We start from the raw sequence: 26,847 nt of genomic DNA, 5'->3' as shown, positions 1-26,847 counted from the left end.
TTTAAAGAGAAGTGAAATAGTAAAATCTATATCTATACTAGCCAAACACGTAACGTCCGGTAAGTTGGACAGTTTGTGTCGTTAAATTTCTTAAGTTAAAAGGCTGGCTAAAGCTAAGTATGTCCTCATGTGTTGTTTCAAATGGATCAATTTTTACTCGACCAAAATTATTATAGTTATAGCCCAAACTTAACCAAAAATTTTCAGACACTAAAAAGTCCAGTCCTGCACCTACACCATAACTAAAACTCGTATTACGTGAATTCGGGGATGTAAGTACTATAGGTTCGCCTGGTAGCACATCAAAAACGTAAGGTTCTTGTTGTTTGGCTTGATTCCAAGAAGCACCAAGGCCTAAATTGACATAGGGCATGATACGACCCCAGCGATAGATATCCACTTTTAAATTCGCTAGCAAACTATTTTGTAAAAACTCGTAGTTTGAGCTTTCCGCTAGGGTATACTGATCATCTGAAATATCAAATTCCATGAGTGTTTTTTTATTCTCAAGATTAGCATATTGATAGTGTAATCCTAAGCTAATAAAGGGGAAATAATTTGAATCCGCTTGATAAAGTTGAGACCATAAAAAACCGGCTTCTAGTGTGAAATTGCTGGGTAAGGGACGACTTCTTGGGAACATGGACAAAACCTCAGACTCAGTATTATCTAACTCAGCGTTTTCTACATGGCTATTTGGGTTCAATTGAGAATCGAAAGCATGGCCCAAACCAACATCAAAATAGAAGCGAGGTTTCATTGAGTGAAAGCTGGTAGTTCCTTCTGCGTGTAGCATGGAGGCAAAAGTGGTGCATGCAAAAGCAGATAATAAAACATAAGGTTTTATATTCATTCAGCTAACTCCTTTAGAATAAATTCATGGGGAAGCAGAAATTAGATCAATGGTCCATTTAGGGGGTATTTTTGTTTAATTTATAAACAAAACGAACTATTTTTATTGGGGAATGCTTTACTCTATTATATATATTCTACTTTATCAATTTCTAAGTTAAGTAGATCGGTAGGCGTTTGTACATCGATAGCATTGCCTTCTTCTAAAGCGGCTGTACAGTTTAACCAAATCTAGTATTTTTAATAAAACTTTAAGCTAATTTGGTTATGATATTTTTGTATTTCCCTTAGAATGCAACTGAATATGCTTAGTGTAGATAATAAAATTATAAGCGTTATTATTGTAGGTAATGTAGAGGCTGGTAAAACGGCTTTAATGAATCGTTTAGTCGGCAAAGAATTCCCCTTTAATTATGCGCCTACTACGGGTGTAGATTTTTTTCTTCTTAGGAAAAAGCCAATAAAATTCCATATGTGGGATTTATCAGGAGCGGTTCGCTTTGAGCATTTAAGAAAATCCTTTTACAAACAACTCTTGCGCGAACAAGCATCAATTGTTATTTACGTATTAGATTCCACTAAAGACGTGGAAGAAAATAAAAGAATATTTCAGGAATTTAATAGAGAAATTAACGCCGAAGTTTCTATTTCCAATTGTTTACAGCTGATTGTTTTCAATAAAAGCGATGATGAAAATTCTAAGCTTTCTCAAGCGTATATCCCGGAATTTAATGCTATTAATGTTCCGTATATTGTTTGTTCTGCGAAGACAGGGATGGGGGTTGAGAAGATAGGGGAGTACTTCAATGATGTGAGTGGGTTAGTATCTACAGAAGAATTACTGCTCTCTAAAATTGAAGAATACAGCAAAGTATTAGATAAAAAGCATTCTCAAATAGCTAAAAATAAGTCCACTGCTCTTGAAGCGATTGCTAGTGCATGTCGTTCTAGAGGGATGGGTAAAGGATCTTTGTCTACAGCGCAGATTGTTGAAATTAAACGCATTATTAGAGATGAAAAAGAAATCATCAAGCAACATAGACATTGGTCTGTGTTTAATTGCTTTTTTAATTTAGTTGGCGCGGTTAGCCCGTTAGTTCTAGAGCGCCGTGTGACGAGTCATAATCTGTGGATTGAATTGGATAATTACTTAAGTACTCAAAGCGAATCTTTGAGATCATCTTTAAATTATAGAGTTTAGATATATTCTACTTTATCAATCTCTAAATTCAGTAGACCGGCTGGTGTTTGTACATCAACGGTATCACCTTCTTCTTTGCCTATTAAAGCCCTTGCGATAGGTGAGGCCACTGAAATTTTACCGAGTTTGATATTCGCTTCGTCTTCACCAACGATCTGGTAAGAAACTGTTTCATCTGTTTTAGTATTAATAAGCTGAACGGTTGCGCCAAAGATAACTTTGCCATGGTTCGGCTTTGTAGTGACATCAATGATTTCTGCAGTAGCTAATTTACTTTCGATTTCAGCAATTCTTCCTTCAATAAAACTTTGTGATTCTTTTGCCGCGTGATATTCCGCATTTTCTTTGAGATCACCGTGAGCACGTGCTTCTGCAATAGCATCAATGACTTGTGGACGTTTGATGGTTTTTAACTCTTGTAGTTCGTGCTCTAAACTTTTAGCGCCGGCGGTTGTCATTGGAACTTTCTTCATGATTTTTTTCTCTGAGTTTTCAAATCCGTATTTTTATGTGTATAAACATCATAAGATGATCATACCCGTTTTAAATGATTTTTTCGAGCTTAGCTTTTCTGGGTAAAGAATTTTTTAACACTTTCAAACCATTGGCGTGCTTTAGGGTAGTGATTTCCCGTTTGTAATTCTTTCTCAAGGTTTGTGAGTAGTTCTTTTTGTTGCTTGCTTAAATTAACCGGTGTTTCTACAAAAACACGACATAGTAAATCACCCGTTACTGCAGGCCGTCCCGGAACACCTTTGCCACGTAAACGTAAAATTTTTCCACTCTGGGTTTCGGCGGGAATATGTAGTTTCACAATACCGGTTAATGTAGGTACTTCAATTTCACCGCCTAATATGGCTAAGGTAAAGCTGATAGGAACGTCACAATATAAATGGTTACCTTCGCGTTTAAAGAGTGGATGCGGTTTTAGGTGAATTTGTACATACAGATCACCCGCGGGCGCACCATGCAACCCACCTTCACCTTCTCCGCTTAAACGGATTCGATTGCCTTCATCAATACCCGCAGGGATTTTGACGGATAAGGTTTTAGATTCTTGTACTTGGCCTTGGCCACGACAATCCGGGCAGGGGTCTTTTATGATTTGGCCATGACCATGACACTCAGGGCAGGTTTGTTGAATCGTGAAAAAGCCCTGTTGAATGCGTACTTGTCCTTCACCCGCACAGGTTTTACAGGTAATCGGTTGGGTTCCTTTACGTGCACCGGTGCCGGCACAGCTTCGGCAAGCAACGACACGAGGAATACGAATTTCTACGGTCGTACCATGAATGGCAGATTCTAAATCGAGTTCTAAGGTATAACGCAGATCCGCGCCACGTTGCGCACGCTGGGGTCCTTGTTGTCCACGGCCGCCAAAAATATCACCAAAGACATCACCCATGTCGCCAAAGACGTCACTGAAATTAAAACCGCGTGAGCCACCTGCGGAGCCACCACCCATGCCTCCTTCGAGACCGGCATGGCCAAATTGATCATAGGCAGCACGTTTACGTGAGTCGGATAAGACTTCATAAGCTTCTTTTGCTTCTTTAAACTTTTCCTCGGCTGTTTTGTCCGATTTATTCCGATCGGGATGATATTTCATCGCAAGTTTGCGATAAGCCTTTTTTAATTCGCTATCACTCGCATTTCGAGGAACGTCTAATACTTTATAATAATCCTGTTTCGCCATAATCAGTGAGCCAAGTAAAGAAAAATCCCTGTGTATAATCTCCGCACTAGAATTTTCGGCTGTGTTGCCGCTCAGTTCGCAATCCTCATGTATGTTGTAGGAACGAAGGTTGCTTCACTTTCGCGGCGCCTTGCCGAAAATCCCATTGCTGTGAGTATAAAAATGGATTTTAAAAAATGTTAGTGGAATAGAGTGTTTTAAATGGCTAACGAATGATTGTTCATTAGCCATGAATAACAAATTATTCTTTATCTTTGTCCTTTTTATCTTGGTCTTTACCCTTTACTTCCTCAAATACCGCATCCTGAATATCGTCGGCTCCCTTATTATCGGTTGCTTGAGTAGAGTCTGTTGATTGGGCTGTGTTTCCTGCATCAGCACCAGGTTGGGCATAGAGACGATCGGCCATTTTTCCCGATACATCGGTTAAGGCTTTAAGCTTTGTTTCCATTGCTTCCTTATCACTGCCTTTAAGCGATTGTTTGAGTTCTTCAATGGCTGTTTCTAATTGTGTTTTTTCATCAACAGTAATTTTGTCACCCGCTTCTTTAAGTGCTTTGCTGGTGCCATGGATTAAGCTGTCGGCTTGATTACGAACTTGTATGAGCTCATGAAACTTACGATCTTCATCTGCATGTGTTTCAGCATCTTTTACCATTTGCTGAATTTCTGCTTCAGATAAACCGCTGGCGGCTTTAATGACAATTTTTTGCTCTTTGCCAGTGGTTTTGTTTTTCGCAGATACATTAAGAATACCGTTTGCATCAATATCAAAAGTTACTTCGATTTGCGGTGTACCGCGTGGTGCAGCTGGAATTTCGGCTAAGTCAAAACGTCCTAATGATTTATTGGCAGAAGCCATTTCCCGTTCACCTTGTAATACGTGAATAGTAACAGCTGTTTGGTTGTCATCTGCTGTAGAAAAGGTTTGACTCGCTTTGGTTGGAATGGTGGTATTTTTTTCGATGAGTTTTGTCATCACACCGCCTAGGGTTTCTATTCCTAAAGAGAGAGGGGTGACATCCAATAATAAAACGTCCTTAACATCACCGGCTAATACACCACCTTGAATAGCGGCACCAATAGCAACGGCTTCATCGGGATTCACATCATGGCGCGCCTCTTTGCCAAAGAAGTTTTTAACCACTTCTTGTACTTTAGGCATACGTGTCTGTCCACCCACTAAGATGACTTGGGTGATTTTATCCTTAGAAATTTTTGCATCCTTAAGTGCTATTTCACAAGGTTTTACCGTACGCTCAATTAAGTCTTCTACTAATGACTCTAATTTTGCACGCGTTAGTTTAATGTGCAGATGTTTTGGACCACTACTATCCGCTGTGATATAGGGCAGATTAATTTCGGTTTCTTGAGCAGAAGAAAGTTCAATTTTAGCTTTTTCAGCCGCTTCTTTGAGTCGTTGTAACGCTAATGGATCATTATGTAAATCAATGCCTTGATCTTTTTTGAATTCATCCGCGAGATAATTAATAACACGTAGATCAAAGTCTTCACCGCCCAGGAAGGTATCACCATTGGTAGCTAATACTTCAAACTGATGTTCGCCATCGACTTCAGCGATTTCAATGATAGAAATATCAAACGTACCGCCCCCTAGATCGTAGACAGCAACGGTGGAATCACCACGCTTTTTGTCTAAACCATAGGCTAAGGCAGCAGCAGTCGGTTCATTGATAATACGTTTAACTTCAAGTCCTGCAATACGTCCGGCATCTTTGGTTGCTTGACGTTGCGAATCATTGAAATAAGCCGGTACAGTGATCACTGCTTCAGTGACCTCATGGCCTAAGTAGGCTTCCGCATCACTTTTTAGTTTCATTAAGATCTGAGCGGAGACTTGTTGAGCGGATAATTTCTTGCTGCCTGCTTCTACCCAAGCATCGCCGTTTTCGGCCTTAATAATTTTGTAGGGAACCATCTTAATGTCTTTTTGAACAGCCTCATCTTCAAAGCGACGGCCGATCAAACGTTTTACCGCATAGATGGTATCGGTTGGCTTAGTGACAGATTGTCGTTTTGCTACATCACCGACTTTGATTTCATTGCTGTCATAGCTGACTACGGAAGGCGTTGTTCGTCGCCCTTCTTTGTTTTCTATTACCTTGGGTTTCCCACCTTCCATAATGGCAACACACGAATTGGTGGTACCGAGGTCGATGCCGATTATTTTTGCACTTGCCATAGTGTTCTCCGCGTAAAATAGCTCTTTTATAAATTTTAAAAAAAACGGTCTGTTAGCTTATAGACTAACAACACCTCTAAAATTGGGTTTAATGATTGTCTTTTCAAGGTGTCGCTAAAGCTTGTTATGAATTTTTCTCAGTGGGTGCCTTTGCCACGATGACTGCAGCAGGGCGTATTAGCCTTTCTTGAAGCAAATAGCCTTTTTGTAGGTTTAAAAGAATAGTATCAGGCTTTTGCTCGCTGGTTTCTTGTATGGACATGGCTTGGTGGTAATCGGGATCAAATGCATCGCCAGCAGCGGGCGCAATAGTTTTTACACCATTGCTTTCTAATACCTTTTGAAACGCCTGTAGGGTTAATTCTATACCCTTTAAGGTATCATTATTGGTTCCCTGGGTGAGCTCAAGGGCTCTTTCGAGGTTGTCTTTAACGGGGAGTAGATCTCTAATGAATTTTTCTAAGGAAAATTTATGGGCCTTTTCTATATCCTGTTGGGAGCGGCGCTTTATATTTTCCATTTCAGCACGCTGATAGATTAAGGTGCTTTTATGCTGTTCTAGCTGGGCTTCGGTTTTGGCAAGCTGCTCTTCCAGTGCTTCATAGGCAGGATGGGTTAATTTCTGGGTAGAGGCGTCTGCTTTTTGAGTATTGTTTTCCTCTTTAGTGGCTGATTCTTGCTCGGTCGTTTCTTGAGCGGCCTCAGTATTTAATTTTTCCCAGGTTGTTTTTTTAGAGCTCTCGTTTTTACTCATTATAATAAGTCTCCCATTATTTTAAGAAGGACAACGATTAAATTATGAATGCCTAAATTCAATCGCAGATACAATATCCTATAATTAGATGTAAATTATGGAGGCTGTGGTTACAAGATTCAAGCTCAAGTCGCAGCTAAACATCGGCTTATAGTGTCATGTTTTGCCAATTTGTTTGACTAGATGGCATTATTTGCCCAGGATAGCGCGTACTTATTATAGGTAACTCATACTATGTCCAAAAAATTTTCTACCATCGGCTTAATCGGCAGGCAAGGCATGCGGGATGTCAGCGATACTCTAAACGCAGTGCTCGATTATTTGCAAGCAAAGAAACTTCAGGTGCTGGTGGAGGAAGAAACAGCAAAATCCTTGTCGGGGCGTAAGTGTATTTGCTTTTCTAAGTCAGATCTGGATAAAAAGAAGGTCGATTTGCTGATTGTAGTGGGTGGTGATGGTAGTTTAATTAATGCTGCGCATAGTGCCGTACAGCATGGTATTCCTGTCTTAGGTATTAATCGAGGTCGTTTAGGTTTTCTTACGGATGTTCACCCGCAAGATCTAGAAAATAAAATTGGCGAGGTATTGGCGGGAGATTATCACGAAGAAAAACGCTTTTTATTAAATGCAACCATTGCATTAGACGACAATAAAACACGGGCTGGTATTGCATTAAATGAAGTGGTATTGATGCCTGGCAATGTGGCGCGCATGATCGAGTTTTCTATTACGATTGACGATCAATTTGTCTGTGTACAACAGGCCGATGGTTTGATTGTTTCTACGCCTACCGGTTCGACCGCCTATTCCTTATCAGGAGGCGGGGCGATTTTACATCCACAATTGAATGCGATTGTTTTAGTGCCTATGTTTCCGCACACCTTAAGTGCCAGACCGATCGTGGTCAGTGCAGATAGTCAGATTGATATTCATATTCACACGCATAGTTTATCCCCGCCTTCATTAAGTTGTGATGGTCGAGCACGGATTTCTGTACCGATTGGAGCTGATATTCATATTCAAAAAAATTCAAAAGCATTACGCTTGATTCATCCGCGCGATTATAATTATTTTGAAACGCTACGTACTAAATTACATTGGAATAAAAATAATCATATTAAGTAAATTTTATTTTTATTTTTATTTGCTAAAAAATTTGTTTTTTATTAATATTATTTATTGAAAAATAATAATAAAAATTAAATAGGTTATTTATGTCTAGCCGTAGAAATAAATATTTTCCGCCCTCTTTTTGTAGCAAAGTTGTGTTGCTTGTCCCTTTTGAATCTAAAGAATCAGCTAGAAATTGGTTAGAGCGCAATAGACTTAATACAAGTGGTACACCTCTTTTAATTCCTTTTAAAAATGCAAAATATGATCGTATTGAATTTTTAAAACCAACCGGTGAACGCTTAAGAATCATGGGATCTGCTAACTCCGGCCGGCATAAAAGCAGATTTACACGAGCTTTTGTACCACATATAAGCGATTTAGAGGGAGATACTATAAAAATTGAAAAAGAGCGATTTATTATTATTTATGAAAAGGCGGCCACGTCTGTAGGAGAGGAGTTCGCAAAACTTTTTCGTAGTCAAACACAAATGCTAAGAAAACAAATTAAAGAAGCGCAGGAAAATGATAAGCCGCGACTTGATCCGGCTAAAGTTATACAAGATCTTTCTAGTATAGGAGTAGATTTAGACATAAAGGCAGGAATGAGTTATTTTATTGATAGGGAAAATGGAATAGAAAAGGTATATCGCCATACTTTTCATAGCGATGCCAACAACGATAATCTTACTTTGTATCTAAAAACAGAAGCTGAGCAACAGCGAGCTCAACCAATTCAAGTTCATAATAATAAAATTGAAAATAGCCACTTTGATTCTTTCTTAATAGATTGGATTATAGGAACTATTTTTGCAATGATTACTGCAATAGGTACTGGAGTTGTTGGTTCAATTTTTCTTCCGGTATTTATTACAGCGCCTATTGCAATAAGCAGTTTTATTGCATTGAGTTTTTTTTCTTTTTATAAAGCATCAAAAGATAATGTTAAAACAATGGAGTTTGGAAAGGCTGAATTTAAAATCATCCAGCCTAATGGTGTAACGAATAGCATGAATAAAGTTAGTGCTTGTCAAGCAGAGGAAACACCAACGATGCGACGGAATTCTGCTTCCGTACCGCAGCAATGTTCAGAATTACAGGTACTCAAAAATAGAGCACAAGCCTTAAAAAAACAAACTGCAATGTCTATTAGTTTTTTTAACAGCGGGCTAAGGAGCAGCGTATCTGCTTTTATAAAAGATCCGCTAAAAACTGTAGCTATTGCAGAGAAAATGTTGCGCTTGAACGTTGTGTAAAATTAGGGAGTTAATCCATTTAAAAGAGAGAATAATAAATTTTTTATTCGTGCTTCGTATTTTCAGCAACGATCGGTATACTCGCTAAAAAGTTAATATTATTTTAGTACACTCATCAAAATGGAGCATGTGACCTTCCTATGCGCAAAAAATTTATTATAGGCAATTGGAAGATGTATGGTAGTAAGGCTTCTGTAAAGGCGCTATTAACGACATTAAAGTCTTCCTCGGTACCCCCTTCTGTTAATGTAAATAGGATTGTTTGCCCACCTTATGTTTTTTTGGCTGAGACACAGACTTTATTAGAAGGGAGCCAAATTGCATGGGCAGCGCAGAATATGGCAGCCGAGCGAGAAGGCGCTTATACAGGTGAAATATCAGCCGCCATGTTGCGAGAGTTTGGTTGTCGATATGTGCTACTTGGCCATTCAGAACGTCGCACCTACTATGGGGAAACAGATGATCTCATTGCCAAAAAGTTTAAGTTAGCCACTGAATCGGGGTTGACACCGATTCTTTGTATTGGCGAAACGCTTAAGCAGCGCCAGTCTGAACAGACCGAGGCGGTATTACAGCGCCAACTAGACAAGGCCATGGCATTAGGCGAGAGTGTATTTCAGCAAGGGATACTGGCTTATGAGCCAGTATGGGCGATAGGAACGGGGGTTTCTGCAAGCGCTGAGCAGGCTCAGAAGGTACACCAGTTTTTGCGTCAGCATATTGCCCTACATTATTCTGATCTTGCACAAAAATTACCTATCCTGTATGGTGGCAGCGTTAAACCAGACAATGCGAAGGCATTGTTTCAGATGCCTGATATTGATGGTGGTTTGATTGGCGGCGCATCTTTGCATGCGCATGATTTTTTGCAGATTTACGGGGATTGTGTTTCTATAACCAACTGATTTTTTACTTGGTTATCTGTTTATAATCTAACATTATGTTACAGCAACTCTTAGTTTTATTTCATGTACTCGTTTCCATTGCACTGGTTACTTTGGTCTTATTGCAGCAAGGTAAAGGCGCAGAAATGGGTGCTAATTTCGGAAGTGGTGCTTCGTCTACCGTGTTTGGTAGTCAAGGCTCCAGTTCTTTTTTATTTAAATTAACCGGATTATGTGCATTACTATTTTTTGTCAGCAGCCTTTCATTAGGTTATGTAGCTGGACATCGAGTTAAACAGGATCCTATACAAAAATTAGCAAGTTTAGCACAGCAATTACCTGCGCAGGCTAATACTGGCACACTTCCTAGTCAGGAAGAGCCTATTCAAACTCAAACAACAGCAGGAAATTCTAGTTCATGAAGTTTATATACTCACAGCAATGGGATTTTTGGCAAGGCGCCGCGAGGATGAGCAACCGTAGTGTATAAGAGAATACATGAGGATTGCGAATTGAGCGGGAAAACAGCCGAAAATTCTAGTGCGAAGAGTATATTATTTGATTGTCGAAGTGGTGGAACTGGTAGACACGCCATCTTGAGGGGGTGGTGGCGCAAGCTGTGCGGGTTCGAGTCCCGCCTTCGACACCATTAAATTAAAGCCTTATTTCCTTTGCTGGCCTTGGTCGTTTTCTTAATATTACTGACAATAATTTTTATCTAGCGGAAGCAATGCAAAATGGACCTTAATAGGGTTTTGTTGTGTGTGATTACGGTACCAAGCAAATGATCTTTCAGGGAGTTGAACCAAGTTTGGAAATTGATTGCGTACAAAGGTTGGAAATTGTGTTCCCTTAAAAAAATGCTGCACAGTGTGTCCGCTTTCTATAATAAATAGAGCGCCTTCGCAACGTAATTTTTTCTTATCAATCCACGGCGAGGTACTGGAATTCCATTCCATCCAAACTTGCGGTTTATCGGCTGAATAATAACCGATATAGCCTGCAGTATAGCGATCGCCGGCAACATAAGGGAGTTTTTTGGCATAATGCTCATGCCATACTTGAGTAGCGGCTTTGGCTATTTCTGGGCCGGGGTAAGCGCCGGTATCATTCTTTAAAGAAACAATAAGATAACCAAGTCCAAAACTTAACATCACCGTGACTATAAATATCGTAAATCGATTAATAGAGCGTTGCGAGATCCTTGGTTTGAAAAAGACAAAGAAAGCGCTGCCTAAAAAACTGATGAAGGTGCTGCCCCATTCTCTATGCAGAGAAAAACTCAGTAAACTAGCCAGTATGAAAATTAAAATAATCGGCCCTAAGCCCATTAAAAAGCTATATAAATAAGCATCAAATGTAATAGATGATGGTGGATAAATGTTATTTGCGTTTTTTTTATATTCTATAACCACTAATAAAGCAAACAAGCTAGGAAGAATAATGATTAAAAAGTTTAATAAAAAATCTAAATTATTATTTAAGTACTGTAAATAGCTTAATTGATTGAGTAACCCTCTGGCTAAAAATGCATAACTGATGGCATTAAAATCTTGCTGATAAAGCCAAATAAGGTTGGGTAATAGTATTAAAGCGTAGAGCAGTAATGTTAAGTAGGGTTTTGCGGAAAAATAATGTTTTTTACGTTCAGAGCAAAGTAAAAGATAAAGCGCATAAAGTGGTAAAAGAAGAATAGCACTGTATTTTGCTAAGGTGGCTAAACCTAAGATAGCCGCGGAAAAAAGCCAGTATTTCAAGTCATTATTTTTTACACCGCGATAGGAAAATAATGCGCAGAGTGGCAATAATCCTTGTAAAATGTAGTTATCATTATATATCTGTACATCAATGTTGTAAGCGCTACAAAGTAATAAGGCAACGGCAGCAATAAAGGCATAAGCAGAATTATTAGTAAGCTCAAACGTCAGTGCTCTTACTGACCAAACACCCAACAGAATAAATAATTGTTGAATGAAGTAAATTCCAAAACCATTGAAGCCAAATATTCCACCTAGGTGTGCGAGTATACCAGGTAGAAATGGATTTTTATCATAACCCCATTGGAATTGATGGCCCCAGGTGAGTGCCTCAATTAAGTCGTTACCAACTGCATGTCGAATAAAGACCGGCAAAAAGCTCCATAGAAAAAGTTGCAAAAACATAATTAACCAAAAATATCGGTCGAGCTGCACTTTCCGGGAAGGTATCTGTTTATTTTTCATGGGTCTATTAGTAATTTATTGAATGACAGTAAGCTTTATTAGGTGCAAGAAGCGCAAAGCGTACTTCTAGAGGTGGTTTATTAGTAGGGTTTCGGTGCCATTGAAAATATTGTACAGGAACATCGAGAAGCATTGGAAATTGCTGACGTATTATAGGTGAGAAATCATTTTTTTTATGCGCTTTATCATTAGAGCTTTCAAGAACAAATAATCCACCTTTGCAATGTAGTGTATTTAGATCGACCCAAGGTGATTTTTTGTTATCCCAGTCAACCCACACCTGTGGTTTATCCGGTGAGTAAAAAGCAATATAACCCGCTGTGTAGCGGCTACCTGCAACATAAGCTAGTTTTGTTTTATACTGGGCATGCCATAATTGCGTAGCAACATTGGCTATTTCTGGCCCGGGGTAATAAATTGCTGTTCTTTTTTTTGAAATAATAATGTAAATAAAACCCGTTGTTAACATCAGTGTAATCAGAAATACGATATATCGAGTGATGGAACGTTTTGAAATTGACGGTTGAAAAATAACAAAAAAAACAGTTCCTAAAAAACTTAAAAATGGCATGAACCATTCTGTGCGTATCAAAAAACCTAATACACTGGCTAGGATGAATAGCAGGATGATGGGTCCTAAGCCGATTAAACAGCTAAAGAACCGGCCATCCGAATCAAGTAATTTAGCAGTAGAACCGGTTTTATATTCGATAGCGAATAATATGGCCAATAATCCGGGAAGCATTTCTAAGAAAATAGATAATAAGGAAGATGAATTATAAAATAGATATTCTAAGTGAGTTAATTGCTGTAATTTACCTCTTTCTAAGAATGCATAATGCAGGGGGTGAAAGCTTTGATGATTAAGCCAGATAAGATGAGGTAAAAGCATCAAGCCGTATAGTAAGAAAGCAAGGTAAGGTTTGCTAGAAAATAAATATTTTTTGCCTTGTTTAGAAAACAATAGATATAAAACATACAACGGAAGAAAAAGAACAGCACTGTATTTTGCTAAGGTGGCTAAAGCTAAACTAGCTGCAGAAAAAAACCACTGTTTCAGATCATTATTTTTTATGCCTCGATAAAAACATAATGCAGAAAATGGCAATAATCCTTGTAAAATATAATTATCGTTATTAAGCTGAACTTCGAAATTATAAAAAAAATAGAGCAGCAATGCCGTGGCGCTAATAAAGGCATAATTTCTGTTATGGCTAAGTTCAAATGTTAATTGCTTAGTGGACCATACACCTAAAAGAATAAATAATTGTTGAATAAGATAAATACCAAAACCATTGTTGCCGAATAACCCACCTAGATGCGCTAGAATACCGACTAAAAAGGGATTTTTCTCGTATCCCCATTCAAACTGACGTCCCCAGGTAAGTGCCTCTATGATGTCATGTGTCGTAGAATGTCGAATAAAAACCGGCAATAAACTCCATAGCAAGAGTTGTAAAAACATAATCAACCAAAAGTATCGTTTGAGCGGTATGTCCAGTTGAGATATCTGCTTATTTATCATGAGTCCCTTAATAATTCATTAATGGCGGTTTTTTCTCGTGTTTTTTTATCAATTTGTTTCACAATGACTGCACAATTAAGATGACAATGTCCTGTTTTAGACGCTAAACTGCCTGCGACGATGACGGATCCACTGGGAACACGACCATAACTTATTTCATTGTTTGCCCGGTTATAAATCGGTGTACTTTGGCCTATGAAAACGCCCATCCCAATAACACTGTTTTCTTCGACGATAACGCCTTCGACAATTTCTGAGCGTGCACCAATAAAACAATTATCTTCGATAATAGTTGGATTTGCTTGCAGTGGTTCTAAGACACCGCCAATACCCACGCCACCCGAAAGATGTACATTTTTGCCAATTTGTGCACAGGAGCCGACGGTTGCCCAGGTATCCACCATGCTGCCTTCATCCACATAAGCACCGATGTTGACAAAGGAGGGCATGAGAATGGTGTTTTTACCTATAAAAGCCCCTTGGCGCACACAACTATTGGGTACGATTCGCACTTGCTGATTCTGCAAGTATTGATAATCTTTATTGGCGTATTTTAAGGGTATTTTATCAAAATACTGCGTATAGCCTGCATCAAATATTTGATTAGAAAAAATCCGAAAGGATAATAAAATAGCTTGTTTTAACCATTGGTGCACTACCCAATGACCGTCTTTTTTTTCAGCAACACGTAGTGTTCCTTTATCCAATAATTCTATTGCTTCTAAAATGCCCTTTTTTATGACTGGATCTATATTTTCAGAATTAATTTGGTTTATTTTTTTATAAGCATCTTCAATGAGCAGTTGTAATGTGTTCATGAGGGTTAAGGCCTGAATAAGATAAAAGTATATAGTTGTTCCTGTATAACTTTTTAACCGTCATGGCGAGGCTGGAACGAAGTGACAGCCGTGGCCATCCAGGAAAAACTAGCCTTTTCGCTAGATTGCCGCGCGCTTCGCGCTCGCAATGACGGGTGGGCACGTTACACGTAATGCCTAGCGATTAACTTTAATATTGGCGGAGTTATTGCGTATGATCAAGCGATTCTTGTTTTTCTTCAGCTATGCTATCAGTTGTTGAAACAACCGACGATTTCTTCGCATACACTAAAGTATACATGACAGGAAGAATAAATAAGGTAAAGAAAGTTCCTATAGACATACCGCCCAAGATAACCCAGCCTAGCTGGTTTCTCGCATGAGCGCCCACGCCTTTCGCTAAGGCCAGAGGAACCGCCGCTAATAACATTGCCGCAGTGGTCATGAGGATAGGGCGTAAACGTAAGGAGGCGGCTTCTATTACAGCGTCATTCAGCAAAAGCGTTGATTTCTTTTTTAATTGGTTGGCGAATTCAACAATTAAAATACCGTGTTTGGTAATTAAACCAATGAGTGTCACTAGTCCAATTTGGGTGTAGATATTTAAGGTGCCTCCAGTAAGGTGAAGCGCCAGTAAAGCACCGGTTAATGAGAGAGGAACCGTGAGTAAAATAATAAACGGCGCCCTAAAGCTTTCAAATTGTGCCGCAAGCACTAAAAAGATAAAGACCAGTGCAAACAAGAAGGTTTGTTCCATACTATTTCCAGCTTGCATAAACTGGCGTGTTTCACCATCAAAATCGATTTGTACGGTTTTAGGTAAAACTTTTTTACTTAAATGTTCTAAGTAATTAACTGCTTCACCCACGGTATAACCTGGCGCTAAATTTCCACTGAGTGTGACGGCACGCAGTTGTTGAAAATGATTGAGGCTCTGTGCGGATACGGAGGACTGTAAACTAACAAAGTTAGCTAAAGGAATTAATTTTTGATTTTGGCTACGTACATAGAGCTCTTTAAGTTGTTCACTCGCGCTCATGTAGTTACGGTAAAGCTGAGGAATAACTTGATAGCTACGTCCATTCCAATTAAAAACACTGCTTTGTGGTTCACCAATAAGAATATTTAAACTATTGGCAATGTCACTCATCGAAATGCCCGATGCAATCGCTTTATCTTTATTAATATGGATATCGACTTGTTTCATATCCATATTTAAATTGGATTGCAGTCCTAAAATACGCGGATTATCTTGTGCGACAGCCACTTGTAATTTTTTAGCCAGTTGATTGAGCGAAAGATAACTGTCAGTGCTTTTAAGAACAATGTTTAATGGCGCATGTCCTGTTGAACCTGGTAACGCCGGTGGATTGAAAGGAAACGCTTGTATGCCGGGAATGGCCCAAAAGCGTTTAAATAATGATTGTATAATCGTTTGGCTAGATGTATTACGTTCATTCCAAGGTTTAAGGATTAAAAAAGATAACCCACCGTTAAGTGTAGGCATTCCCGTTATGGTGATGTAGGTCGCAACTTCGGGTATGGTTTTGTAAATAGCTTCAACCTGCGCCATATATTTTTTCATATACGGTAAGTTAGCTGAAGTGGGACCGGTTGCGGAGGTAATGATAACACCCTGATCTTCGGCCGGCGCTAATTCGGAGGGTAAGTTTTTAAATAAAGCAAAACAAGCGACATAGATGATAGCGGCTAAGCTTAATATTAGTTTGCGGCGCATTAACATCACAGTTAAGGCTTTTTTATACGCATGCGTTAAGCGATTTAACAGCGCTTCAATTTTCACCATAAATGCCCATGGTTTTGCTGAATGACTCAGTAGTTTGGAGCACATCATGGGTGATAATGTTAAAGCGACAAAGCCGGAGATAATAACGGAGGCAGCTAAGGTAAAGGCAAATTCTCTAAACAATATACCGGTCATATCATTGATAAAGCCAATAGGTGCATAGACGGCCGCTAAGGTTAGGGTCATAGCGATGATAGCAAAGCCGATTTCTTTTGCACCAACAATTGAGGCTTTAAAAGGAGAAAGCCCTTGCTCAATATGTCGATGAATATTTTCTAATACCACAATCGCGTCATCGACGACTAAACCAATCGCTAAAATCCAGGCTAATAAGGTTAATGTGTTGAGTGTATAACCTAAAATTAACATGGCTGTGCACACGCCAAAAATAGATAAAGGAATTGTAATTAAAGGGATTAGTGTGGCGCGTAAAGTACCTAAGAATAGGAAAATAACAATGAATACAAAAAGACAGGCTTCAAAAAAGGTGCGTTTAACGTCGTGTACGGATTCAGCAATAAATTTTGAAGAGTCCCATACAATATGAATTTTGATATCGTTAGGTATATTGTCTTGTAATTGTGGTAATAAGGCTTTTACCGCGTTTGCAACGGTGAGTGGATTGGCGGTAGAAAGTGGAATAATCCCCATGATGATGGCTTGGTGATTACCTTTAACAGCGGCATCCATTTGATCGGATTGTACGCCTAATACAGCATGCCCTACATCAGAGAGACGGACGAGATAATTATTTTTATTTTGAATAACGAGATTATTAAATTGTTCAGCCGAGGTCATATCGGTGTTGGCATCAATCTTAATGGTTTCCCAAGGTGTGTGTAAATTACCGGGTGCTGCTTGAACATTATTTTGCGCTAAAGCGTTGGTAATATCCGTAGCAGTAACATGATGTGCGGCCATTTTTTGTGGATCTAGCCACAATCGCATCGCATACGTATTACTACTAAATATCTGTGCTTGGCTGACGCCCGGTATGTTTTGCAGTTGTGGCTGTATAACGCGACTTAAATAATCAGAAATGGCAGCCGGTACCATTGTTTTACTGGAAAAGGAGATAAAAAGTGTGGGATCGGCGTTGGGATCTTTGGTGTCAATAACTGGATCCAGTACCGCTTTAGGCAATTGTTTACGCACTGAGGCGACAGCATTACTGACATCGGACATGGCTTTAGTCAGATCATACCCTAGCTTAAATTGTAAGGTGACTTGGCTGCTGCCTTGTTTGCTTTTTGAATGTATAACATCAATACCTTGAATGCCGCCCAGGGCATTTTCTAGAGGTGTGCTGACAAAGCCTTCCATCAATTCAGAAGGCGCACCCGGATAGCTGGTGCTTACGGTAATAACCGAGGGAGAAATTAAAGGGTATTGGCTAACTGGTAATAAGAAAAAGGATTTAATACCGACTAAGAGGATCAGTAAACTGACAACAAGACTAAGTACCGGTTTGCGAATGAAAAGTTCAGTGAATTTCACGACAATTACCCCCCCACAATGACCGGTGCTTTATCGAGCACCTTAAAACCACCTACGCTAATAATCTGTTCGCCTTCTTTTAATCCGGTGCTTAACGCAATTTTTCCATCACGCTGAAAAGCAACTGTGACCGGTGTTTTAACGGCTTTATGATCAATGATGCGGTAGACATAACTACCCGTTTCATCGTTATTAACAGCTGTTTCAGGGACGGTGGTTAATGATTGTGGCTGAGCGACTTGCAGAGAGACATTCACAAAAGCGCCGGGTAATAATTGTTGTTTGCTATTACTAAGACTTGCACGTACACCCAAGCTTCGAGTATCTGCATCTATTTGCGAATCAACCGCATAGACGGATGCTAGAAAAGTTTGCTTAGGATAAGCATCACTATGGATGATCACTGTTGTTCCTACGGTTACTTTACTGGCATCCGTTCCCGGAATTTTAAAATCAACACGTAATGGATCGATGGCATCTAAATTAGCAATCGCTTTACTGGGATCGATGTAATCACCTTGATTCACTAAACGCAGACCGATTCGACCACTAAAAGGCGCTCGAATAAGTGTTTGATCAAGTGCTGCTTGGGCTTGGGCCTGCTGGGCTTGATTGGCACGATAGCTGGCTAAGACTTTATCCATGTCGGCTTTTGCGAATACTTTTTGTTTGTAAAGGGTAGAGGCTCGGGCATAGTCAGCGGCACTCAAGTCAGTTTGAGCTTTGGCGGCATCAAGTTTTGCTTGTAGCATTGCCGGGTTAAGTTGCAGCAGTGGATCACCTGCTTTAACATTTTCTCCGGATTGGAAATAAATAGCGGTAATACGGCCACTGGTTTCGGGCTTAATCACTATCCCTTGGCTAGCCGATAAGCTACCAACGGCTTGAATAGTTTCCTGCCAAGGCTGTAGTACTACCGAAGTAGCACCCACAACAACAGGAGGTCTAGCGGGTTTACTGCCATGAAGGAGGTCGCAACTGACGAGTGCGAGGACGAATATCCCTAAAAAAAAGATGGCTATTGAGCGCTTTAGCATACATGACTCTTGTTATTTTATTTGAGCTTATCTTTCTAAAGACTGGAGCATATAAGGTTGGAAAAGGTAAATCAATCATTACTCTAGCGGTATATGATTTTTATGCATTAAATAATGGGGGGAAGTTAAGTGTAAACGGGTACTTCCGTCATTGCGAGCGCCGTAGGCGCGCGGCAATCCAATGAAAAGGCTAGTTTTGTTTTGGATGGCCACGGCTGTCACTTCGTTCCAGCCTCGCCATGACGGCTAAATTTAAATAAGTGCTGCTTCTTCAGAGCGTTTTGTCAGTACTTCATAGCCTGTTTCAGTGAGAAGTAAGGTATGTTCCCATTGTGCGGATAAACTATGATCCTTTGTTACCACCGTCCAGCCATCGGGTAATTGTTTGGTATAGCGTTTTCCTGCGTTGATCATAGGTTCAATAGTGAAGGTCATGCCAGGGACTAATTGAATGCCCGTGCCCGGATGACCGTAGTGCAATACTTGTAGATCTTCGTGAAAAATCCGTCCTATACCATGACCACAATATTCGCGAACCACCGAAAAGCCTTCTGATTCCGCATATTTTTGAATACTAGCGCCAATATCACCTAAATAGGTTCCCGGTTTGACCAGACGAATACCACGATATAAACATTCTTGAGTGATACGGCATAGACGTTGTGACAAGATAGACGGTTTACCCAGAAGAAACATTTTACTGGTATCACCGTGATATTGATCCTTAATAACAGTGATATCAATATTGATAATATCGCCGTCTTTTAAAACCCGTCCGCTAGGAATGCCGTGGCAGACTTGGTGATTGACAGAAGTACAGATAGATTTAGGAAATCCACGATAATTTAATGGCGCAGGAATCGCCTTTTGTGCATTGACGATATAATCGTGACAAATTTGGTCTAACTTATTGGTGGTGATGCCAGGTTTGACATAAGGCGTTATCATTTCTAGGACTTCAGCGGCTAGCTTGCCAGCTATGCGCATTTTTTCAATCTCTTCCGCTGTTTTAATAATAATTTGTGGTTGCGACATATTAGTTTAATTGTCCATGACAATGTTTATATTTTTTCCCTGAACCGCAAGGGCATGCTTCATTTCTACCGGTTTTAATCAGATTACGTTGAGTAGAAGGCTGTTTAGTATTTTCCAAATCATCACTCTCAGTGCTGGTATTGATGGAGTTAGGATGTTGGAAATCAAGTAACTGTGGCATTTGTTGTCTACGTTGCGCTTCTAAGCGTTCTGCATCTTCAGCGGTTTGTATTTGTAGGCAGCTCAACAAGCTAATGACTTGATATTTTAACTGATCTAGGAGTGAAGCAAAAAGGGCAAAAGACTCACGTTTGTATTCTTGCTTTGGATTCTTTTGTGCATAACCCCGCAAATGGATGCCTTGGCGTAAATGATCCATGGCAGCGAGATGGTCTTTCCATAAATTATCCAGTGTTTGCAACATCAATGTTTTTTCGATCTGGTGTAAAGTGGCGGTGCCCACTTGTTTTTCTTTTTCTGTATACGCTATTTCTGCAGCGGTCACTATTTTTTGGCGTAAGTCTTCTTCAGTGCAGTTTGTATCGTTTAACCAGGTTTGTAACGGTAATCCCAGCGCAAAATCTTGTAGCAATCGACTTTCTAAGCCGGGGATATCCCATTGCTCTTCTAGACTTTGTGGTGGAATGAATTGATCAATGGTCGCACTAAGTACATCGGGCCATAAATTTTTGATAATGGGCGAAATATCTTCGGTTGCCAATAACTCATTACGTTGTTCATAAATGACTTTACGCTGTTCGTTAGCGACATTATCAAATTCTAATAATTGCTTACGAATATCAAAATTACGGCCTTCTACTTTGCGTTGAGCATTCTCAATGGCACGTGTAATCCAGCGATGCTCAATGGATTCGCCAGCTTGCATGCCTAATTTTTGCATGATAATCGCAACACGATCCGATGCAAAGATGCGCATCAGATTATCGTGTAATGATAAGTAGAAGCGAGAAGAGCCAGGGTCGCCTTGGCGTCCTGCACGACCACGTAACTGATTATCAATACGACGCGATTCATGTCGTTCACTACCAATAATATGTAATCCGCCGGCAGCAATCACTTCATCATGGCGTTTTTGCCATTCGATTTTATGTTGTTCTATTTCTTCATCCGAGGTATTGGCAGGTAAATTGGCAAGTTCTGCTTTGAGATTACCGCCTAAAACTATATCAGTTCCTCGTCCTGCCATATTGGTTGCAATCGTGACCGTGCCCGGACGACCCGCTTCGGCAATAATTTGTGCTTCTTTCTCATGAAACTTAGCATTGAGCACTTGATGTGGAATTTTTGCTTTATCCAACAAACGTGAGAGGTATTCGGAGGTTTCTATGGAGGCGGTTCCTACCAGTACCGGTTGTTTGCGTTCTCTACACGCTTTAATGTCATCAATAATAGAGGCAAACTTTTCTTCAGTAGTGAGGTAGATTTGATCCGGTAAATCTTGGCGAGAAATAGGTAAGTGGGTAGGGATAACAACCACTTCTAAATGATAGATTTGTTGGAATTCATACGCTTCTGTATCAGCTGTGCCAGTCATTCCCGCTAATTTATGATAAAGACGAAAATAGTTTTGAAAGGTGATCGAAGCTAAGGTTTGATTTTCGTTTTGGATGTCTGCTTTTTCTTTGGCTTCTACGGCTTGATGTAGCCCATCTGACCAGCGCCGTCCGGTCATTAAACGGCCAGTATGTTCATCAACAATAACCACTTGATTATTTTGTACAATATAATCAACGTCACGTTGAAATAAATAATGTGCACGCAAGGCTGCGTTAACATGCTGCATTAAACCAATGTTATTGAGATGGTAAAGATTTTCTCCTTCATTCAGCAAACCTTGCTTTACTAAAAGATGTTCTAGGTTCTGGTGGCCTTCTTCTGTTAAATGGACTTGTTTGGTTTTTTCATCCAGATAAAAATCACCGGGCCCCGTTTCTTCTTTTCGTAAAGTGAGTGATGGAATGAGTTGATTCACTTTAATGTAAAGCTCAGAGCTTTCTTCGCTAGCGCCGGAAATAATTAAGGGTGTGCGTGCCTCGTCGATCAAAATAGAATCGACCTCATCAACAATAGCAAAATTTAAAATGCGCTGTGATTTTTCAGCTAAAGAAAAAGCCATGTTATCACGTAGATAATCAAAGCCAAACTCATTATTGGTTCCATAAACAATATCGGCCGCATAGGCAGCTTGTCTTTCAGGTAATGGCAAATCAGAGACGATAACGCCAGTACTTAATCCCAGGAAAGTATAAAGCGGATTCATCCACTGCGCATCGCGTTTAGCTAGATAATCATTCACAGTAACGATATGCACACCGTTGCCACTTAAGGCATTTAAATAAGCAGGCAGCGTGGCGACTAAGGTTTTACCTTCACCCGTACGCATTTCAGCAATTTTACCGCTGTGTAATACCATGCCGCCAATTAATTGCACATCAAAGTGGCGCATGCCAAGCACGCGCCGGCTCGCTTCTCGAACCACCGCAAAGGCTTCTACCAATAGTTCGTCTAAAGCACAGCCATCGCTTAGGCGGCTTTTAAATTCGGCGGTTTTAGCTTGTAATTCAGTATCAGATAAAGCCTGTAGATTAGGTTCTAAGTGATTAATTGCCACTATGGTTTTTTGACATTCTTGTAGAAGACGCTGGTTGCGGCTAGGAATAAATTTACTTAAAAGTTTTGCGATCATAATTAAAAATCGTTATGTAGAAAAAGGCTCGTTATTGCGAGGGCGAAGCGCGTGGCAATCTAGGTATAGTAGCCAAATAAGTAATTACTTACCGAAAAATGACCCCACTCTACTAAAAAGTAGGCACCTTCGCTAGGGTATGCCGTCATTTGGCACGATGATGGCCACAAAGTGAGTGTTTTCTGTGTTTCGTTACTCACATACATCAAGTATGCTCCGTTACGATACTCGAAAACACTCACTTTTTTGCTCATCCTCGCTTAATGACAGCATACCCTAGTCGCTGTTCGATAGCCGCCAGGATTCCGGCTTTATCTAGGCCAGCTTGGGATAATGATTCTCCCGGGTCGCCGTGTTCTATGAAGGTGTCGGGTAACCCTAGAGAGAGTAGATCGCAGTTCAATTGTTGCTGATGACAGTATTCGCCAACCGCGCTGCCAGCACCCCCAGCAATCACATTTTCTTCTAGTGTGACGAATAAAGTATGCGTATTCGCTAATTGACTAAGTAATTCAGTATCTAAGGGTTTAACAAAGCGCATGCTAACAACGGTTGCATTCAGTTTTTCTGCGACAGTAAACGCCGGTTGTAATAATGCGCCAAAAACTAATAAAGCAATCGTTTGACCTACGCGTTTAATTTCGGCTTTTCCTTGAGGAATCATGACCATCGCTTTGTTGATAGCAACACCAGGGCCGCATCCTCGTGGATAACGGATAGCACAGGGCGTGGATTGTTGAAAACCGCTATAAAGCATTTGATATAATTCATTTTCGTCGCTGGGTGTCATAATCGTGAGATTAGGAATGCAACGAAGATACGATAGATCAAAACAACCTTGGTGAGTGGCTCCATCACCGCCTACAATGCCTGCTCTATCAATCGCAAAAAGTACCGGTAAGTTTTGTAGTGCTACATCATGAATCAGTTGATCATAAGCGCGTTGTAAAAAAGTAGAGTAGATAGCCACAATGGGTTTTTGTCCTTTGCAGGCAAGCCCGGCAGCAAAGGTAACCGCATGTTGTTCGGCAATACCCACATCGTAATATCGATCGGGATAGCATTTTGAAAATTCAACCAGATCGGATCCTTCGCGCATAGCGGGCGTAATCGCAATTAAACGTTCATCCCGTACGGCCATGTCACAGATCCATTGACCAAAGACATTAGAGTAAGTGAGTGGTTTTGTTTTTGAAGGAATGGTTGTTGGTTTAGTTAAAAAGTTTGGGCTGACGGCGTGGTAGGCGATGGGATCAGCTTCGGCCGCTGGAAAACCTTTTCCTTTTGTCGTGACAACATGCAAGAGTTGAGGTCCAGACAATTGGCGTAAATTGTTTAGGGTGTTGATTAAAAGTGGGAGATCGTGGCCATCAAGTGGTCCAATATAGTTAAATCCTAATTCTTCAAACAAGGTACCTGGGATTAACATGCCTTTTACATGTTCTTCGGTACGTTTAGCAAATTCACGTACCGTCGGTATTGCCTCCAGAACTTTTTTACTACCTTCTCTAACACTCGTATAGAGTTTACTGGATAAGATGCGGGCAAAGTAATTAGATAAAGCGCCCACGTTATTTGAAATGGACATATCATTATCATTCAGTACCACTAGTAAATCAGCGTGAATATCGCCCGCATGATTTAAGGCTTCAAAAGCAATTCCCGCCGTCATTGCACCATCACCAATGACAGCAATGGATTTATGCCCGGTTTTTTGTTGCTTAGCCGCCATGCTCATGCCCAAAGCCGCGCTAATCGAGGTGCTCGAATGACCAACGCCAAAACTATCAAATTCACTTTCTTGCCGTGAAGGAAACGGCGCTAAACCATGCGTTTTACGAATGGTCGCTAACTGACCACGCCGACCGGTAAGAATTTTATGAGGATAAGCTTGGTGCCCAACGTCCCAGACCAAATCATCATCAGGGGTATTAAAAACCGTATGCAAGGCAATAGCTAGTTCAACAGTACCTAAATTAGCCGCAAAATGACCACCGCACTGATTTAGGGTTTCGATAAGAAAAATTCTGAGTTCAATTGCTAATTGAAGCAGTTGCGACGCATCTAATGTGCGCAACTGCTTCGGCGTATCAATAGAATCCAATAAAGAATACTTTTTTTTAAAGTCCATCTCGTGGTACAGCACATCCCCTATTTTTGTGGAGGATTACTAATAGTTTGTATTTGATTTTGTAGTTGAACACGAATTTGTTGGTTTAATTCTAATACCAAGACTGACATAGTAGCGAGTAAACGTTCTGTTGTCATCCGTGTTCGGTAACTTTCTGCTAAGTTTTCAGCTAGCAATTGAACTTGTTCACGTTGTAATGTTGCAGGATTTTCTTTAATTAAATTGTCGTACCAACTTTTATCAAGAATACGGCGTGTTGCCATGAAGTTTTCAAGTTGTAGCGCACTAACTTGCCCTTTTGTTGTTTGTCCTGCAACTACCTTGACTGCATCCTTTAGCTGCGGGCTAAGCCCATTGGTGTCAATCGCTTGGCGTTCTGCATAGATTTGATAAAGATTACCTAAGGCAACCGTTTGTGTAGCAATATAACTACGTAAGGCGGCAAGATAATCTTGGTTTTCTTTTTGATTCAGTGTGGCTTTTAAATTAGTATCTTTATTACCACTTAAATTAGCGATGAGTTGATTAAAATTAACCGTATTCAGCGGTGACAATGAGCCACTTAATGCATCGATAACATTTTTAGCTTGGGTTGCTTCTAGATCATTGTAGGTCATAGGCTGGAGTAGGCTATTAACATCAACCGATTTGATGGGGTCTTTTGCTAAATTGGGATCTACTTTTTTTGCATTAGGGTTCCATATAAAAGATAGCGCATCGTTTGCGTTATCTTTTCCTAGATTCGCTAGTTGGCCTAATAGATTTTTTGTGAGTGGCCCAACTAGCGGTGAGTTGGGTGAAAGCAAATAAGCCGCTTGTGCAGTACCTGTGAAGGTCGTAATGTCATTTCCTTCAGGCGCTGTGTTCATTAGCTTACTTTGTATTGCAGCAGATCCAAAACCGGCAACTAGGTTTTGTGTGCCAGAATCAGCGGGAGGAGTGGGAGTGTCTGCATAGCTAAGCATCGGAGTGCTTATACCCAGAGTAGCAAGTGTGGCGCTTAAAAAAGTGGTTTTTATTATTGATTTTACTGACATAAAAAAATTCCTGTGCAGGGTTTAATGGTTTGTATTATTGTTAGTTGTTTTATTCGGTGTGCTCACTGCAGGCTGAGGTGGCGCGAATATATTCGGCGGAGCCGGTGGTGGTGTGAAGTTATTAGCTGGCGTGGTGCTGCCCGCGCTGGGAATAGGTGCATTTGCCCAGGGATTAACATGTGCTTGCGCTTCCCAGGGATTTGGTTTTAACCAGGGATTGCCGTCATTCGTGTGGGGTTGGTTATTGGTTGGCATAGCACCGTTTTGTGTTGCAGTAGTAGGCGGAGAAAAAGCTCTAGCACTGTTTGAAACAGGGGGTTGCGGAAGCGGCGTGGGGGCAGCTTGACTAGGCATTGTGTTTGAAGGGCTACTTGATTCATTTGCTTTGAGTTGATCGAGTACTGTTTGCGAAGCATTTGCTTCCATACGTTTGATTTCATCCCTATAACGTTGTAAGGGATCCTGTTTGTTGTCCGCATAGGCAAACAAAGGCATCGCTAAAAGACTAAACACAGTGGATAACACTAGCATTTGTATTTTTATCATCATTCACCTTCTAATGCTTTTAAAACTAGACCAAGTCGATCCTGTGAAAAAACCCGTGCGAGCAATCGTAAACGCTCAAAGGCGATATTTCGACGTAAAAATAGACCGGCTTCGTCTTCTGGATTGTCACTGGTTTCTTCGGCATGAATCAATAACTTAGCCGCGGAGCCAGGGTGCGAGGTATCGAGTGCTTGTAATAAACGTAGGGTACGTGACATGCCTAAATGATTACCTAGGCGAATAAATAATGCTTGGCGTCCTAGTTTATCGAGATCAACTTTATCAAGTTCATCAATCTCTTGTCCTAATTGCGTAAGCGCTGCTTCTAGGGAAGGGTCGCCGTCTTTGGTCCATTGCTCAACGCTTTCCATAAAGCTTAGGACGCGATAGATCATCGGGTCTTGATACTGTTTCCAGTACAGGTGTGAGCCTTTGTGGCTTAAATCAGGCATAATTTTACTCTTGTTTTACTTTTATAGACCCGGTAAATAGCGTCTACGCTGTGATTATCCAACGGAATGGCACACAA

The 26,847-nt window shown here is 40.4% G+C and carries 21 protein-coding genes and 1 tRNA gene; 6 read left to right on the top strand and 16 right to left on the bottom strand.

The genetic code is table 11. From position 1 onward, the window contains the following. Nucleotides 1-37: 37 nt before the first annotated feature. Nucleotides 38-853 carry an outer membrane protein gene (locus DMP02_RS05600; RefSeq protein ID WP_126323160.1) on the bottom strand — a complete coding sequence of 272 codons (816 nt, stop codon included), beginning with the start codon at nt 851-853 and terminating at the stop codon, nt 38-40. Nucleotides 854-1,156: 303 nt separating this feature from the next. Between DMP02_RS05600 and DMP02_RS05595 the strand changes: the two genes are divergently transcribed. Further along, nucleotides 1,157-2,053 carry a GTP-binding protein gene (locus DMP02_RS05595; RefSeq protein WP_172593992.1) on the top strand — a complete coding sequence of 299 codons (897 nt, stop codon included), beginning with the start codon at nt 1,157-1,159 and terminating at the stop codon, nt 2,051-2,053. On the opposite strand, the gene greA is transcribed toward DMP02_RS05595, so the two are convergent. The 4 genes from greA to grpE form a co-directional block, all read right to left on the bottom strand. After that, a complete protein-coding gene (greA, locus tag DMP02_RS05590) occupies nt 2,050-2,526 on the bottom strand; it encodes a transcription elongation factor GreA (RefSeq protein ID WP_126323157.1) in 477 nt (158 codons plus the stop codon). The genes DMP02_RS05595 and greA overlap by 4 nt on opposite strands. 89 nt (nt 2,527-2,615) lie before the next feature. Then, nucleotides 2,616-3,749 carry a molecular chaperone DnaJ gene (gene dnaJ / locus DMP02_RS05585; protein WP_126323154.1) on the bottom strand — a complete coding sequence of 378 codons (1,134 nt, stop codon included), beginning with the start codon at nt 3,747-3,749 and terminating at the stop codon, nt 2,616-2,618. 241 nt (nt 3,750-3,990) lie between these two features. Next, on the bottom strand, nt 3,991-5,952 hold the full coding sequence (dnaK, locus tag DMP02_RS05580) for a molecular chaperone DnaK (RefSeq protein WP_126323152.1): 1,962 nt from the start codon (nt 5,950-5,952) through the stop codon (nt 3,991-3,993). 124 nt (nt 5,953-6,076) lie between these two features. Further along, a complete protein-coding gene (grpE, locus tag DMP02_RS05575; RefSeq protein WP_126323150.1) occupies nt 6,077-6,706 on the bottom strand; it encodes a nucleotide exchange factor GrpE in 630 nt (209 codons plus the stop codon). Between the two features lie 234 nt (nt 6,707-6,940). On the opposite strand from grpE, the gene DMP02_RS05570 reads away from it, so the two are divergent. From DMP02_RS05570 to DMP02_RS05550, 5 genes are all read left to right on the top strand, one after another. Beyond that, nucleotides 6,941-7,831, top strand: a complete 891-nt coding sequence (locus tag DMP02_RS05570) for an NAD(+) kinase (RefSeq protein WP_126323148.1) — start codon at nt 6,941-6,943, stop codon at nt 7,829-7,831. Between the two features lie 143 nt (nt 7,832-7,974). Continuing rightward, entirely contained in the window at nt 7,975-9,072 is a 1,098-nt protein-coding gene (locus DMP02_RS05565; protein WP_126323146.1) for a hypothetical protein, read from the top strand. Nucleotides 9,073-9,212: 140 nt separating this feature from the next. Then, nucleotides 9,213-9,977, top strand: coding sequence for a triose-phosphate isomerase (gene tpiA, locus DMP02_RS05560; RefSeq protein WP_126323144.1), 765 nt, complete (start codon nt 9,213-9,215; stop codon nt 9,975-9,977). Between the two features lie 35 nt (nt 9,978-10,012). Beyond that, on the top strand, nt 10,013-10,378 hold the full coding sequence (secG, locus tag DMP02_RS05555; protein WP_126323142.1) for a preprotein translocase subunit SecG: 366 nt from the start codon (nt 10,013-10,015) through the stop codon (nt 10,376-10,378). Nucleotides 10,379-10,520: 142 nt separating this feature from the next. Continuing rightward, nucleotides 10,521-10,605 (top strand) — tRNA-Leu (locus tag DMP02_RS05550). A 49-nt stretch (nt 10,606-10,654) separates the two neighbouring features. On the opposite strand, the gene DMP02_RS05545 is transcribed toward DMP02_RS05550, so the two are convergent. The 11 genes from DMP02_RS05545 to icmW all read right to left on the bottom strand — a co-directional run bounded on the left by DMP02_RS05545 (nt 10,655) and on the right by icmW (nt 26,770). Next, a complete protein-coding gene (locus DMP02_RS05545) occupies nt 10,655-12,118 on the bottom strand; it encodes a glycosyltransferase family 39 protein (protein ID WP_172593991.1) in 1,464 nt (487 codons plus the stop codon). 67 nt (nt 12,119-12,185) lie between these two features. Then, nucleotides 12,186-13,643, bottom strand: a complete 1,458-nt coding sequence (locus tag DMP02_RS05540) for a glycosyltransferase family 39 protein (RefSeq protein WP_172593990.1) — start codon at nt 13,641-13,643, stop codon at nt 12,186-12,188. Between the two features lie 56 nt (nt 13,644-13,699). Then, nucleotides 13,700-14,521, bottom strand: coding sequence for a 2,3,4,5-tetrahydropyridine-2,6-dicarboxylate N-succinyltransferase (gene dapD / locus DMP02_RS05535; protein WP_126323136.1), 822 nt, complete (start codon nt 14,519-14,521; stop codon nt 13,700-13,702). Nucleotides 14,522-14,726: 205 nt separating this feature from the next. Further along, a complete protein-coding gene (locus DMP02_RS05530; protein ID WP_172593989.1) occupies nt 14,727-17,825 on the bottom strand; it encodes an efflux RND transporter permease subunit in 3,099 nt (1,032 codons plus the stop codon). Between the two features lie 5 nt (nt 17,826-17,830). Next, entirely contained in the window at nt 17,831-18,862 is a 1,032-nt protein-coding gene (locus DMP02_RS05525) for an efflux RND transporter periplasmic adaptor subunit (protein ID WP_126323132.1), read from the bottom strand. 252 nt (nt 18,863-19,114) lie between these two features. Further along, nucleotides 19,115-19,897, bottom strand: coding sequence for a type I methionyl aminopeptidase (gene map / locus DMP02_RS05520; RefSeq protein ID WP_126323130.1), 783 nt, complete (start codon nt 19,895-19,897; stop codon nt 19,115-19,117). Between the two features lies 1 nt (nt 19,898). Next, nucleotides 19,899-22,604: a preprotein translocase subunit SecA gene (secA, locus tag DMP02_RS05515; protein ID WP_126323128.1), complete on the bottom strand. Its 2,706-nt coding sequence runs from the start codon at nt 22,602-22,604 to the stop codon at nt 19,899-19,901. 250 nt (nt 22,605-22,854) lie between these two features. Continuing rightward, nucleotides 22,855-24,735 carry a 1-deoxy-D-xylulose-5-phosphate synthase gene (gene dxs, locus DMP02_RS05510; protein ID WP_126323126.1) on the bottom strand — a complete coding sequence of 627 codons (1,881 nt, stop codon included), beginning with the start codon at nt 24,733-24,735 and terminating at the stop codon, nt 22,855-22,857. A gap of 20 nt (nt 24,736-24,755) precedes the next feature. Further along, nucleotides 24,756-25,772 carry a hypothetical protein gene (locus DMP02_RS05505; protein ID WP_126323124.1) on the bottom strand — a complete coding sequence of 339 codons (1,017 nt, stop codon included), beginning with the start codon at nt 25,770-25,772 and terminating at the stop codon, nt 24,756-24,758. Between the two features lie 21 nt (nt 25,773-25,793). Further along, a complete protein-coding gene (locus tag DMP02_RS05500) occupies nt 25,794-26,321 on the bottom strand; it encodes a hypothetical protein (protein ID WP_145985132.1) in 528 nt (175 codons plus the stop codon). Beyond that, nucleotides 26,318-26,770 carry a type IVB secretion system protein IcmW gene (icmW, locus tag DMP02_RS05495; RefSeq protein ID WP_126323120.1) on the bottom strand — a complete coding sequence of 151 codons (453 nt, stop codon included), beginning with the start codon at nt 26,768-26,770 and terminating at the stop codon, nt 26,318-26,320. Before icmW ends, DMP02_RS05500 begins: the two co-directional genes overlap by 4 nt. Nucleotides 26,771-26,847 lie beyond the last annotated feature (77 nt).

This window comes from Candidatus Rickettsiella viridis, from assembly GCF_003966755.1.
Classification (GTDB): Bacteria; Pseudomonadota; Gammaproteobacteria; order Diplorickettsiales; family Diplorickettsiaceae; genus Rickettsiella_B; species Rickettsiella_B viridis.
This window is presented reverse-complemented; position numbering and strand designations above follow the sequence as displayed.

Coding starts and splice junctions, on each gene's coding strand:
- DMP02_RS05600 (WP_126323160.1), bottom strand. CDS start 853: ATGAATATAAAACCTTATGTTTTATTATCTGCTTTTGCATGCACCACT.
- DMP02_RS05595 (WP_172593992.1), top strand. CDS start 1,157: ATGCTTAGTGTAGATAATAAAATTATAAGCGTTATTATTGTAGGTAAT.
- greA (WP_126323157.1), bottom strand. CDS start 2,526: ATGAAGAAAGTTCCAATGACAACCGCCGGCGCTAAAAGTTTAGAGCAC.
- dnaJ (WP_126323154.1), bottom strand. CDS start 3,749: ATGGCGAAACAGGATTATTATAAAGTATTAGACGTTCCTCGAAATGCG.
- dnaK (WP_126323152.1), bottom strand. CDS start 5,952: ATGGCAAGTGCAAAAATAATCGGCATCGACCTCGGTACCACCAATTCG.
- grpE (WP_126323150.1), bottom strand. CDS start 6,706: ATGAGTAAAAACGAGAGCTCTAAAAAAACAACCTGGGAAAAATTAAAT.
- DMP02_RS05570 (WP_126323148.1), top strand. CDS start 6,941: ATGTCCAAAAAATTTTCTACCATCGGCTTAATCGGCAGGCAAGGCATG.
- tpiA (WP_126323144.1), top strand. CDS start 9,213: ATGCGCAAAAAATTTATTATAGGCAATTGGAAGATGTATGGTAGTAAG.
- secG (WP_126323142.1), top strand. CDS start 10,013: ATGTTACAGCAACTCTTAGTTTTATTTCATGTACTCGTTTCCATTGCA.
- DMP02_RS05545 (WP_172593991.1), bottom strand. CDS start 12,118: ATGTTTTTGCAACTTTTTCTATGGAGCTTTTTGCCGGTCTTTATTCGA.
- DMP02_RS05540 (WP_172593990.1), bottom strand. CDS start 13,643: ATGTTTTTACAACTCTTGCTATGGAGTTTATTGCCGGTTTTTATTCGA.
- dapD (WP_126323136.1), bottom strand. CDS start 14,521: ATGAACACATTACAACTGCTCATTGAAGATGCTTATAAAAAAATAAAC.
- DMP02_RS05525 (WP_126323132.1), bottom strand. CDS start 18,862: ATGCTAAAGCGCTCAATAGCCATCTTTTTTTTAGGGATATTCGTCCTC.
- map (WP_126323130.1), bottom strand. CDS start 19,897: ATGTCGCAACCACAAATTATTATTAAAACAGCGGAAGAGATTGAAAAA.
- secA (WP_126323128.1), bottom strand. CDS start 22,604: ATGATCGCAAAACTTTTAAGTAAATTTATTCCTAGCCGCAACCAGCGT.
- dxs (WP_126323126.1), bottom strand. CDS start 24,735: ATGGACTTTAAAAAAAAGTATTCTTTATTGGATTCTATTGATACGCCG.
- DMP02_RS05505 (WP_126323124.1), bottom strand. CDS start 25,772: ATGTCAGTAAAATCAATAATAAAAACCACTTTTTTAAGCGCCACACTT.
- DMP02_RS05500 (WP_145985132.1), bottom strand. CDS start 26,321: ATGATGATAAAAATACAAATGCTAGTGTTATCCACTGTGTTTAGTCTT.
- icmW (WP_126323120.1), bottom strand. CDS start 26,770: ATGCCTGATTTAAGCCACAAAGGCTCACACCTGTACTGGAAACAGTAT.